Source organism: Streptomyces longispororuber, from assembly GCF_024448165.1.
GTDB classification, from domain to species: Bacteria; Actinomycetota; Actinomycetes; order Streptomycetales; family Streptomycetaceae; genus Streptomyces; species Streptomyces longispororuber_A.
Genome location: NZ_JAMOLN010000093.1, coordinates 26,184 through 37,684, shown reverse-complemented (window position 1 = coordinate 37,684; position 11,501 = coordinate 26,184). Strand labels below are relative to the sequence as shown.

General features: G+C 72.7%; 11 protein-coding genes and 1 tRNA gene. 7 read left to right on the top strand and 5 right to left on the bottom strand.

Annotated features, from left to right (window positions below; translation table 11 throughout):
- The first annotated feature begins 83 nt into the window (after nt 1-83).
- Nucleotides 84-1,268: an NAD(P)-binding protein gene (locus tag M4J07_RS24985; protein WP_255975242.1), complete on the top strand. Its 1,185-nt coding sequence runs from the start codon at nt 84-86 to the stop codon at nt 1,266-1,268.
- A 59-nt stretch (nt 1,269-1,327) separates the two neighbouring features.
- A complete protein-coding gene (locus M4J07_RS24980) occupies nt 1,328-2,341 on the top strand; it encodes a zinc-binding dehydrogenase (RefSeq protein ID WP_255975241.1) in 1,014 nt (337 codons plus the stop codon).
- A gap of 5 nt (nt 2,342-2,346) precedes the next feature.
- Here the strand turns inward: M4J07_RS24980 and M4J07_RS24975 are convergent, their stop codons facing one another.
- The gene (locus M4J07_RS24975) at nt 2,347-2,820 is read right to left on the bottom strand and encodes a GNAT family N-acetyltransferase (RefSeq protein WP_255975240.1); all 474 of its coding nucleotides are present in this window, start codon (nt 2,818-2,820) and stop codon (nt 2,347-2,349) included.
- Between the two features lie 28 nt (nt 2,821-2,848).
- Nucleotides 2,849-3,790 (bottom strand): aminoglycoside phosphotransferase family protein, encoded by a 942-nt coding sequence (locus tag M4J07_RS24970; RefSeq protein WP_305128137.1) that lies wholly within the window; start codon nt 3,788-3,790, stop codon nt 2,849-2,851.
- Here M4J07_RS24970 and M4J07_RS24965 point away from each other — a divergent pair.
- Nucleotides 3,782-4,435 (top strand): rhomboid-like protein, encoded by a 654-nt coding sequence (locus M4J07_RS24965; protein WP_255975244.1) that lies wholly within the window; start codon nt 3,782-3,784, stop codon nt 4,433-4,435. The genes M4J07_RS24970 and M4J07_RS24965 overlap by 9 nt on opposite strands.
- On the opposite strand, the gene M4J07_RS24960 is transcribed toward M4J07_RS24965, so the two are convergent.
- A complete protein-coding gene (locus M4J07_RS24960) occupies nt 4,432-5,172 on the bottom strand; it encodes a DsbA family protein (RefSeq protein ID WP_255975238.1) in 741 nt (246 codons plus the stop codon). The genes M4J07_RS24965 and M4J07_RS24960 overlap by 4 nt on opposite strands.
- 152 nt (nt 5,173-5,324) lie before the next feature.
- On the opposite strand from M4J07_RS24960, the gene M4J07_RS24955 reads away from it, so the two are divergent.
- A complete protein-coding gene (locus tag M4J07_RS24955; protein ID WP_255975237.1) occupies nt 5,325-6,737 on the top strand; it encodes an NAD(P)/FAD-dependent oxidoreductase in 1,413 nt (470 codons plus the stop codon).
- A gap of 64 nt (nt 6,738-6,801) precedes the next feature.
- On the opposite strand, the gene M4J07_RS24950 is transcribed toward M4J07_RS24955, so the two are convergent.
- Nucleotides 6,802-6,875, bottom strand: a tRNA-Thr gene (locus M4J07_RS24950).
- A gap of 226 nt (nt 6,876-7,101) precedes the next feature.
- Here M4J07_RS24950 and M4J07_RS24945 point away from each other — a divergent pair.
- The 3 genes from M4J07_RS24945 to M4J07_RS24935 all read left to right on the top strand — a co-directional run bounded on the left by M4J07_RS24945 (nt 7,102) and on the right by M4J07_RS24935 (nt 9,718).
- Complete coding sequence (locus M4J07_RS24945; protein WP_255975236.1) at nt 7,102-8,238, top strand: ABC transporter ATP-binding protein; 1,137 nt, start codon at nt 7,102-7,104, stop codon at nt 8,236-8,238.
- 209 nt (nt 8,239-8,447) lie between these two features.
- Nucleotides 8,448-8,906, top strand: a complete 459-nt coding sequence (locus M4J07_RS24940) for a hypothetical protein (RefSeq protein ID WP_255975235.1) — start codon at nt 8,448-8,450, stop codon at nt 8,904-8,906.
- Between the two features lie 44 nt (nt 8,907-8,950).
- A complete protein-coding gene (locus M4J07_RS24935; RefSeq protein ID WP_255975234.1) occupies nt 8,951-9,718 on the top strand; it encodes a nucleotidyltransferase family protein in 768 nt (255 codons plus the stop codon).
- Between the two features lie 118 nt (nt 9,719-9,836).
- Here M4J07_RS24935 and M4J07_RS24930 read toward each other — a convergent pair whose 3' ends face one another.
- Nucleotides 9,837-11,462 carry a DoxX family protein gene (locus M4J07_RS24930; protein ID WP_255975233.1) on the bottom strand — a complete coding sequence of 542 codons (1,626 nt, stop codon included), beginning with the start codon at nt 11,460-11,462 and terminating at the stop codon, nt 9,837-9,839.
- Nucleotides 11,463-11,501: the final 39 nt, after the last annotated feature.

Below are 11,501 nucleotides of genomic sequence, written 5' to 3'. Positions count from 1 at the left end.
ATGTCACATTCGGGCCCCGCCCGGCCGTCGTATCCGTGAGAGCGCACCACGCACCACAGACGCCCGCACAGGCAGGAGCGACCATGCCCCGCAGCACCCCCGACCTCACCGTCATCGGCGGCGGCTTCGCCGGCCTCACCGCCGCGGTCACCGCCGCGGAGGCCGGCGCCCGCGTCACCCTCTACGAGGCCCACCACACCCTCGGCGGCCGCGCCCGCACCGCCGAAGCCCCGTACCGCACCCACGAAGGCCCGCACGCCCTCTACAACGGCGGCCCGCACTGGACCTGGCTGCGCCGGCGCGACCTGCTCGGACCGCTCGCGCCGATCCCTCCCCTTGAGGGCGCCCGGCTGCGCTTCCACCGCGACGGCGCACTGCGCCGCACCCCGCCCCTCGCGCTCCTGCGGCTGCTCCGGCACCGGCCCGAAGCCGCCCCGGTCGACGAGGACTTCACCACCTGGGCCGCCCGCATCGTCGGCCCGGAAGGCGCCCGCGCCGCCGCCCACTACACGGCGGTCGCGCTCTTCCACCACGACCCGGGAGCGCTCTCCGCCCGCTTCGTGCAGGAACGCCTGCGCCGCACCGCCAAGCTCCCGCCCGAGGCGCACTACCCGGCCGGCGGCTGGTCGTCGGTCATCGACCGGATGGCGGCCCGCGCCTGGAACCTGGGCGTGCGCGTGGAGACCTGCGCCCGGCTCGACACCGTGCCCACCGGCACCCCGACGGTCGTCGCCACGTCTCTGGACGCGGCCCGCCGCCTCCTGCGCGACGACTCCCTCGGCTGGGACAGCGGCCGTACGACGCTGGTCGACCTGGCCGTGCGCAGCCGCCGCGGCGACGCCTTCGCGGTCTCCGGGATCGACTTCCCGGCCTGGATCGAGCGGTTCACGGCGCAGGACAGGTCGCTCGCCCCGCGCGGCGAGAGCCTGGTCCAGGGCCAGGTCCCGCTCGCCCCGCACGAGTCGAAGGCCGCCGGGTCGGCCCGCGCCGACCGCCTCCTCGACCTGGCGCTGCCCGGCTGGCGGGACCGGCTGACCTGGCGTCGCGACGCGGTCGCCAAGGGCCGCACCGGCGCGCTCGACCGGCCCGGCACGACCTGGCGCGACCGGCCCGCGATCGACCGGGGCGACGGCGTCTATCTGGCGGGCGACATGGTGGCGGCCCCCGGCGTCCTGTCCGAGGTCTCCTTCACCAGCGCGATCGAGGCGACGACGCTCGCGCTGCGGTCCGGCGTCCGCCTGCCGGGCCTTGACCTCAACCGCGCTTGAGGTCGAAGACTGGCGGCACACGAACGCACGGCACGACAGACGCACCACGGGGAGCGCCCATGCACGCCATCCGCCTGCACGCCTTCGGCCCGGCCGAGAACCTCACGTACGAGAAGACCGACGACCCCGAGCCCGGCCCCGGCCAGGTCCGCATAGCGGTGGCGGCCGCGGGCGTGCATCTACTGGACACCGCGGTCCGCCAGGGCATCCAGGGCCCGCTGCCCCGGCTCCCCGACCTGCCCACGATCCCCGGCCGCGAGGTCGCGGGCACCGTGGAGTCGCTCGGCCCCGGCACCGACCCGTCCTGGCTCGGCAAGCAGGTCGTCGTCCACCTGGGCTTCACGCCCGGCGGCTACGCCGAGCTGGCCGTCGCGGACGCCGCCCGCCTCCACGAGATCCCGGCGAACCTGGACGCGGCCCAGGCCGTCGCCATGATCGGCACCGGCCGCACCACGGTCGGCATCCTCAACTTCGCCGAGGTCACCCCGGACACGGTCGCGATCGTCCCGGCCGCGGCGGGCGGCATCGGCACGCTCGTCGTCCAGTACGTGAAGCACGCGGGCGGCACCGTCATCGGCCTCGCCGGCGGCCCCGAGAAGACGGCCCAGGTCGCGCGGAACGGCGCGGACCTGGCCCTCGACTACAAGGACCCCGGCTGGGCGGACACGGCACGGGAGTTCCTCGACGCACGCGGCCTGCGCGGCACCGTCCTGTTCGACGGGGTCGGCGGACCCGCGGCCCGCGCCGCCCTCGACCTGCTCGGCCCCGGCGGACAGCACCTGATCTTCGGCTGGTCCGCCGACGGCATCGGCGGCGACCCCGGCCCGCAGCTCCTGGACGAGGCCGAGCGCACCCGCCGCGGCCTCACCCAGGTGGAGGTCCTCGGCCCGCCGATGATGCGGCGGGCGGGCGGCGACAACCCGATCCGCACCCTCGAACTGGCCGCCCTCGACCTGGCCGCCCGCTCCGTCCTGCGCCCGGCCGTCCACCGCTTTCCCCTCACCGAGGCCGCGACCGCGCACCACACGCTGGAGACGCGCGGCACCACGGGCAAGGTGGTCCTGGAGCCGTAACTCCCTTACCCCCCGAGGCTGTTCAGCGCCTCGTCGGTCAGCCGGAACACCGTCCACTCGTCCTGCGGCTTCGCGCCGAGCGAGCGGTAGAAGGCGATGGACGGCTCGTTCCAGTTCAGGACGGACCACTCCAGGCGCTCGTACCCGCGCTGCACGCAGATCCGGGCCAGCTCGGTCAGCAGGGCCTTCCCGTGGCCGCCGCCGCGCGCCTCGGGGCGTACGTACAGGTCCTCCAGGTAGATCCCGTGGACGCCGCGCCACGTGGAGAAGTTCAGGAACCAGAGCGCGAAGCCGACCGGTTCGCCGGTGGTGTCGTCCTCGGCGATGTGCGCGAAGGCCGCGGGCCGCTCCCCGAACAGCGCGTCCCGCAGCTGCTCCTCGGTGGCCCGCGCCTCGTCCAACGCCTTCTCGTAGTCGGCGAGTTCACGGACCATGGCGTGGATGACGGGAATGTCTGCGGAGGTGGCGTCACGGATCATGTGCGCAGATTAACGCGGGCCGCCCACGTCACCGGCGGGTGGCCAGCCGCCGCGCGATCTCCATGCCGTCGGCCGACAGCGCCCGCCCGTCCTCGACGTCCCACAGCGCGTTCTGCAGCACCCGGCCGAGCGTCCAGGCCCGCGCCCGGTCCCGGTCGAGGCCCAGCACGTCCGTCATCGCGTCGAACCGCCAGACCACCTCGTCCGGCTCGAAGCGGTTGTCGAGGGCGGGCCACAGGTCGAAGCCCGGGTCGCCCGCGAGCGGCTTCGGGTCGATCGCCAGCCACGGCTCCCGGCCACTGTCCGCCCGCGGGGCCAGCACGTTCTCGAAGTGCAGGTCCCAGTGCAGCATCCGGTCCCCGGCCTCGCCCACGACCTCCCGGACGGCCGCCGCGCAGTCCGCGACGGTGCGCCGGTGCGCCGGGTCGGCGATCCGCGGCAGCGCGTCCGGCACGTCCGCCAGCATCCGGGCCGCGATGTCGGAGAGGCGCCGCAGGCCGGCCGGCGCGGGCCCTGCGGTGAGCCGGGCGAGCAGTTCGGCGATGACGAGGACGGCCTTGCGGGAGTCCTCCACGACGCTCAACATCCGCCCGGCGTCCAGCCGTTCGAGCAGCATCGTGCCGGTGGCGTCGTCGTGGTCGAGGAGCCGCACCGCCCCGTCGCCGTCCCACCGCCGCAGCGCGACGGGCTCGCCCTCGGTCTCCTCGTCGAGCACCTGGAACTTCACGACGGCCGGCACCCCGTCCGCCGCCCGCACCACGGGCAGCACCAGCGCGGCCATCCCGTGCATCGGCGGCCCGTCGACCGTCAGCCCCCACCGCTCGACGAACTCCTCGACGCGGCCCGGCAGCCCCGCGATGAACGCCCGGCCCGCCTCCCCCGCGAACTCGTACTGCGACTCAATCAATCCGCCCGGAATGTCGATCACGCCGCCGACCCTACCGGCGTGCCTGAATCGACCATGCACCATTTTCTCCGCCGCGTGGGCGCCTACGTCCGCAGCGCTCCGGGCACGTACGTCTGGCTGGCCGCGCTCTTCGTCACGACGGTCGCCGTGCACCACATGAGCCCGGAGTTCGAGGAGGAGTTCCTGCGCCAGCGCTCCACGAACCTGCACGAACTGTCGCAGAACCCGATGCGGGTCCTGGTCTCCTCGGCGTTCTGGATCGACGGCGCCACCTGGTGGCCTTACGCGGTGCTCTACACCGTCTTCCACGCGCAGGCGGAGCGCTGGCTCGGCACGCTGCGCTGGCTCGCGGTCGCCGCGGCCGCGCACGTCCTGGCGACACTGATCAGCGAGGGCGCCCTGCTGTGGGCGATCCGGCACGGCCACGCCCCGCCGTCGTCGGTGAACACCCTTGATGTGGGCGTCAGTTACGCCCTGGCGGGCGTCGTCGCGGTCCTCACCTACCGGATCAGCGCGCCGTGGCGATACCTCTACCTGGCGATGGTGCTGGTGATCTACGGGAGTCCGCTCGTCACCGGCCGCACGTTCACGGACCTCGGCCACTTCACGTCGGTCCTGATCGGCCTGGCCTGCTTCCCGTTCGTCCGGGACGCGGGCGAGGCGTGGAACCCGGTGCGCGCCCTGCGCCGGACCCCCGACAGGCCCTAGGAGATCCCGGCGTCCTTCAGGACCGCCGCGAACGACGCCTTCCCGTACATGGCGTCCTCGCCGCCGCCCGCCTTCTTCCCGTCGATCAGGACGGTCGGCGTGCCCTGCATCCCGTCGTCCCGGAACGCCTGCATCGCGTCGCCGACCCACTTCTCGTACGCGCCGCCGTTCACGGCCTCGTCGAAGGCGGTCGAGCGCAACCCGTCGACCTTGCCGGCGATCTTCAGCAGGAAGGCGTTCGTGTACGCGTCCTGCGACTCGTCGTCCGGCTGGTTGGCGAAGACGGCGGCGTGGAACTCGGGGAACTTCCCGGCGTCGACCGAGGCGCGCAGTGCGTTCGCGGCGTTCACCGAGCCGGAGCCGCCGAGGTTGCCGTCGAGGAACGAGGCGATCGTGTACTCGATCTTCACGTCGCCGCTCGCCACGGACTGCGTCAGCGCCCGCGCCCCGCCCTCCTCGAACTTCTTGCAGTAGGGGCAGCGCGCGTCCTCGTACACCTTCACCGTGTGCGGCGCGTCCTGCTCGCCGACCGTGATCGCGGCGCCGTCCACCCGGGCGGGCAGACCGGCGAGCGTCCCGGAGTCGGCGACGGCCCGTACCTCGGCGACGGTGCCGCTGCCGGCGGAGCCGGCCGCCTTCGGCGTCCCCGACGAACAGGCGGCGAGCACCGCCCCGAGGCCCATCACGACGACGGCCGCTCCCGCACCGCGCCCCCTGCCACGTATCGCGCGCCTCATGCCAGCACCCCAGAACCTTCCTGAACCGATCAGATCCCCTCAAACTACGCACTCGCCCACCCCCGGCGAAGCGCCGAACGGCCCGATCCACCGGGACCAACGCCCTCTCCCCCCTGCCGCGAACCCCCTCCCTCCCAGTAACGTCCACCGCCATGAGCAGCACGAACAACGCGACGGCGACGGTCAACGGCGGCATCTCGTTCTGGTACGCGCAGCACGGCATCCCCGTCGCGCGCGAGCCCCTCGCCGGTGACGCGAGCGCGGACGTCGTCATCGTCGGCGGCGGCTACACCGGACTGTGGACGGCGTACTACCTGAAGAAGGCCGCGCCCTTCCTGCGCATCACGGTCCTGGAGCAGAAGTTCTGCGGCTACGGCGCCTCCGGCCGCAACGGCGGCTGGCTCTACAACGGCATCGCCGGCCGCGACCGCTACGCGAAGCTCCACGGCCACGAGGCGGCCGTCCGTCTCCAGCAGGCCATGAACGAGACGGTGACGGAGGTCGTCGACACCGCCCGCGCCGAGGGCATCGACGCGGACATCCACCACGGCGGCGTCCTCGAAGTCGCCTACACGCCGGCCCAGTTGGCGCGTCTGAAGGACTTCCACGCCGCGGAGCTCTCGTACGGCGAGAAGGACCGGGTGCTGCACGGCGCCCGCGAGACGGCGGACCGGATCCGGGTGGCGGGCGCGGTCGGCTCGACGTGGACCCCGCACGGCGCCCGGCTGCACCCGGTGAAGCTGGTCCAGGGCCTGGCCCGCGCGGTCGAGGCGCTCGGGGTGACGATCCACGAGTCGACCCCGGTCACGGAGATCAAGCCCAAGCACGCCGTGACTCCCTACGGCACGGTCCGCGCCCCGTACGTCCTGCGCTGCACCGAGGGCTTCACGGCGTCGCTCAAGGGCCAGCGCCGCACCTGGCTCCCGATGAACTCGTCGATGATCGCGACGGAGCCGCTGACGGCGGCCCAGTGGGAGTCGATCGGCTGGGAGGGCCGCGAGACGCTGGGCGACATGGCCCACGCGTACATGTACGCGCAGCGCACGGCCGACGACCGCATCGCGCTCGGCGGCCGGGGCGTCCCGTACCGCTTCGGCTCGCGCACGGACAACGACGGCCGCACCCAGCCGCAGACGATCACCGCCCTCACCGAGATCCTGACCCGCTTCTTCCCCCAGCTCGCCGGGGTCCGGGTGGACCACGGCTGGTCCGGCGTCCTCGGCGTCCCGCGCGACTGGTGCGCCACGGTCACCCTCGACCGCTCGACGGGCCTCGGCTGGGCGGGCGGCTACGTCGGCTCGGGCGTCGCCACCGCGAACCTCGCCGCCCGGACCCTGCGCGACCTGGTCCAGCAGGACTCGGGCCAGTCGGGCCCCACGGACCTGACGACGCTGCCCTGGGTCAACCACAAGGTCCGCAAATGGGAGCCGGAACCCCTGCGCTGGCTGGGCGTGCACGGCATGTACGCCACGTACAACGCGGCCGACCGCCGCGAGCTGACCACGCACACGGCGGACTCGTCCCGCCTCGCGAAGACCGCGGACCGGCTGGCCGGGCGGCACTGAACCGTCCTGCCCTGCGCACGGCAAAACCCCAGGCCGGAACCGATCCGGCCTGGGGTCTCAGGGGAGCCCCCTGTCGGATTCGAACCGACGACCTACGCATTACAAGTGCGTTGCTCTGGCCATCTGAGCTAAGGAGGCAGCCCGAGCAGTGTAACCAAACCCGTGCGCCCGCCCATCGAAAATTTCGGCGAATCTCACAGGCCCCGACCTACTGACAGACCCGGCACCCGGCAGGTACGGTCCGATCAGTTCACCCGCGTGGACTACACCAGTGCTACAAGCCGCAGCGGCAGCAGCCGCGGCGGCCCCACCTTTACAACGGATCGTCCGGCACGTTCCTGCCGGTGAAGGGGGCTTCACAGCCATGGCTTCTGTCACGTTCGACAAGGCGACCCGCGTCTACCCGGGTTCCACCAAGCCCGCGGTCGACGGCCTGGACATCGAGATCGAGGACGGCGAGTTCCTCGTCCTCGTCGGTCCCTCCGGCTGCGGCAAGTCGACCTCCCTGCGCATGCTCGCGGGTCTCGAGGACGTCAACGGCGGTGCGATCCGCATCGGTGACCGCGACGTCACGCACCTGCCGCCGAAGGACCGGGACATCGCCATGGTGTTCCAGAACTACGCGCTCTACCCGCACATGTCCGTCGCCGACAACATGGGCTTCGCGCTCAAGATCGCCGGCGTGAACAAGGCGGAGATCCGGCAGAAGGTCGAAGAGGCCGCGAAGATCCTCGACCTCACCGAGTACCTGGACCGCAAGCCGAAGGCCCTCTCGGGTGGTCAGCGCCAGCGTGTCGCCATGGGTCGCGCCATCGTGCGTGAGCCGCAGGTCTTCCTCATGGACGAGCCGCTGTCGAACCTCGACGCCAAGCTCCGCGTGTCGACCCGTACGCAGATCGCGTCGCTGCAGCGCCGCCTCGGCATCACCACCGTCTACGTCACCCACGACCAGGTCGAGGCCATGACGATGGGCGACCGCGTGGCGGTCCTCAAGGACGGTCTGCTCCAGCAGGTCGACTCGCCGCGCAACATGTACGACCGCCCGGCCAACCTCTTCGTCGCCGGCTTCATCGGCTCCCCGGCCATGAACCTGGTCGAGGTCCCGATCACCGACGGCGGCGTGAAGTTCGGCAACTCGGTCGTGCCGGTCAGCCGCGAGGCCCTCAAGGCCGCCACGGACAAGGGCGACACCACCGTCACGGTCGGCGTCCGCCCGGAGCACTTCGACATCGTCGAGCACGGTGGCGAGGCCGCGAAGTCCCTCACGAAGGACGCGAGCGACGCCCCGGCCGGCCTCGCGGTCTCCGTGAACGTCGTCGAGGAGCTCGGCGCCGACGGCTACGTCTACGGCGCGGCCCAGGTCGGTGGCGAGCACAAGGACCTGGTCGTCCGGGTGAACGGCCGCCGGGTTCCGGAGAAGGGCACCGAGCTGCACGTCGTGCCGCGTCCGGGCGAGACCCACGTGTTCGCGACGTCGACGGGCGAGCGCCTCTCCGACTGAGCCACCCAAGTGAGGTGAAGGGCCCCGTACTTCGGTACGGGGCCCTTCGCGTGCGCAGCCCGGCGCAGCCCATGTTGTCGACAAATACCCCGGCAATTAGGACAATTCCGCCACCTGCGTCAACCCCCAAGGAACAAAACCCAGTTACGGGTCCCTCGTCAGAGTGACTAAATGTCGCCAAATCATCACCGACCGCTACGCTCACTCGCGTGACGCACTCCGCTAACTACACCCAGAAGTCGCGCCGAGCCCGGGGCCAGGGCCCCGCCCGCCGCGCCGCCCGCACGCTCGCCTTCGTCCTGCCGGTGATGCTGGTGCTCTCCGGGACCCTCGCGGTCACCCGAGTCAACTGGTCCGGAAGCTCGTCGGACTCCATCCTCACGGCTTCCTCACAGGACGTTTCCGCGCGCGCCAAGTCGCGCGCCCCCCAGGACCTCCTGCGCGACCGTCTCCTCCAGGAACTCCAGGAGAAGGACCCGGGCATCGCCCTCACCCACCTCCAGCAGGAGGTCGACCGCCGCCCGTCGCTCGCCAAGCACTGCATGTCGATCGCGAAGGCCCTCGGCCGCGCCGCCGTGCAGGCCTACGGCCCGGCGCGCGCCCAGTCCTTCGCCCGCCCGGTCTGCGACACCTCCTTCGCGACGGGGGTGGCCGGCTTCCGCGGCTGAGGCCGACCCGCCCCCTCGGGCCGTGCGCACGTACAGTTCCGGTCATGACGACCGCTGAACCGGCCGCGCACGGCCCGCACTCGTTCTCCCACCGCGAGGTACACCGCCCCACGCAGGCCGTCGTCCTGGCCGGCGGCCAGGGCTCGCGGCTGCGCCCGTACACCGACGACCGGCCCAAGCCGATGGTGGAGATCCCGGGCACCGGCACCCCGATCATCGGCCACCAGCTGACCTGGCTCGCCGAGGAGGGCGTCACCGACGCCGTCGTCTCCTGCGGCCACCTGGCCGAGGTCCTCCAGGAGTGGCTGGAGTCGGCGGAGCTGCCGCTGCGCGTCACGACGGTCGTCGAGAGGGAACCGCTCGGCCGGGGCGGCGGCCTGAAGTTCGCCGCCGCGCACCTGCCCCACCAGGAACGCCCCTGGTACGCCACGAACGGCGACATCTGGACCCGGTTCTCGCTGCGCGAGATGGCCGACTTCCACTACGAGCGCGAGGCCACGGCGACCCTGGCCCTCGCCCGGCCGCGCATCCCGTGGGGCGCCGTCGAGACGGACGCGTTCGGCCACATCACCGACTTCGTCGAGGCTCCGCCGTCCCCGTACCTGATCAACGCGGGCGTGTACGTCTTCTCCCCCGAGTTCGCGTCCCTGCTGCCGGACACCGGCGACCACGAGCGCACCACGTTCCCGCGCCTGGCCCGGGCCAAGCGGCTGGCCGGCTTCCCGATCCCGCAGGGCGCGTACTGGCGGGCGATCGACACGGCGAAGGACCTCACGGAGGCCGCGAAGGAGCTTGCCGCGCTGAGCCGTTGAGCCACTGAGCCGTTGAGCCGATAGGCCGAAGCGCGCCCGCATGCCTGTGGGCCGGTACGACGACGGGGCCCGCACGATCGGATCGTGCGGGCCCCGTCGTCGTACCGGGAGGGGCGGGTCAGCCGAGGATGCCGCCGACGAGACCCGGCTTGTCGGCGCCGCCACCGCCGTCGGAACCCCCGGACGACGTGCCGCCGTCCGACGTGCCGCCACCGGTGGATCCGCCCGACGTCGGCGAACCCCCGCTGCTGCTGGTCGGCGGCTGCTGCGGCGTCGTCTGCCGCGGCGGCGCCTGGCCCGCGGTCGCGCCCTGCGTCGGCGTCGTCGGCGTCGTGCCACTGGTGGTGCCGGCCGCGGGCGCGCTGCTCGGCGCGCCGGACGGGCTCGACGTGGTGCCCTGCGTCGGCGCGTTGGACGCCGCGGGGCTCTTCGACGTCTCGCGCTTCTTGTGTCCGGGCTCGGACGGGAGCGGCGAACCGGGCAGTTCGTTGCGCGGGGCGTCGCCGGGGCCCGGCGCGGTGACCCGGTCCGAGTCGCGCACGGCGCCGCCGAGCAGCGAGCCGATGAGCAGCGTGCCGCCGATGACGAGGGTGGCGACGACCGTGCCGCGGCGCAGCACGTACCGGCGCAGCTCCCACAGCGCGGCGCGCGGGCCGAGCCGCCGCCAGGCACCGCCCGCGAGCCGCCCGTCGATGGAGTAGACGGGGGCACCGGCAATGATCAGCGGCGACCAGGCGGCGAGGTAGATGATGTCGGGCGCGTCGTAGGCGGGGACGGTCTTCCAGCTGACGGTGACGAGGATCGCGGCCGAGAGCAGTGCGCCCACCACGGCGGCGATCCGCTGCCACAGGCCCAGGACCGTCAGCACGCCGACGATGACCTGGAGGAAGGCGATCACGAGTCCGGCGCCGACCGGGTGCTGGAGCGCCCAGTCCCGCATCGGCTCGGCGAGCGCCCACGGGTGCAGCGAGTTCAGCCACTTGACCATCGAGCCGCGCTCGCCGCCGTCGAAGTAGACGGGGTCGCAGAGCTTGCCCATGCCGGCGTAGATGGAGATGAAGCCGAGGAAGACGCGCAGCGGGAGCAGCACGACGCCGAGGTTCATCCGGCGGCCGGGGTAGTAGGCGTGCCGGACCGGGCCGTAGCGCCGGGCGGCCGTCGACTCGGCCTCGGTCTCCTCGTCCGGGTCGCCGAACTCCTGGTCGTCGTAGCCGACCCGGTCGAGTTCTCCGGTGTCCTCGAAGGCGCTGCCCGCCTGTCGCATCTGCGGCAGCAGCCGGGTGCCGTCACCGCCCTGCGGGCCGACGACGGGCGTCTGAGCGGTGGGTTCACCGCCGTACAGATCGAGGTCGTCGGCGAGGTCCCGGTCGAGGTCGACGCGCGGGATGACCTGCGTGGCACCGCCGTCGTCCAGGTCACCGGCGCGGCGCGCGCCCTGCAGGAGCCCACTGGCGGCGAGGTCGCCGCCGCTCATGACGACAGGGCGCCGCCGGGCACCCGGGGTGCCCGCGGCGGTGATGACGGGGATGCGCGTGGTCGCCGCCTCGACGGCGCTCAAGTGCCGTGCGATGCGCGGGAGTTGCGTCTTCTGAGCCCTGGGGAGCTGCACGCGGAAACTCGCGTGGTTGACGATGACCTGCGCCGGGTCGCACGGAACCTTCACCATGCTCAGCGCGGGAGCGTCGTCGAATCCCGACGAGCGGTCCCCCGAGGGTGTGCGGGGCGTTCTGGTGTCCACACTCATCTAACCGAGTGATGTGTGTTTAGGACACTGCCTTGACCG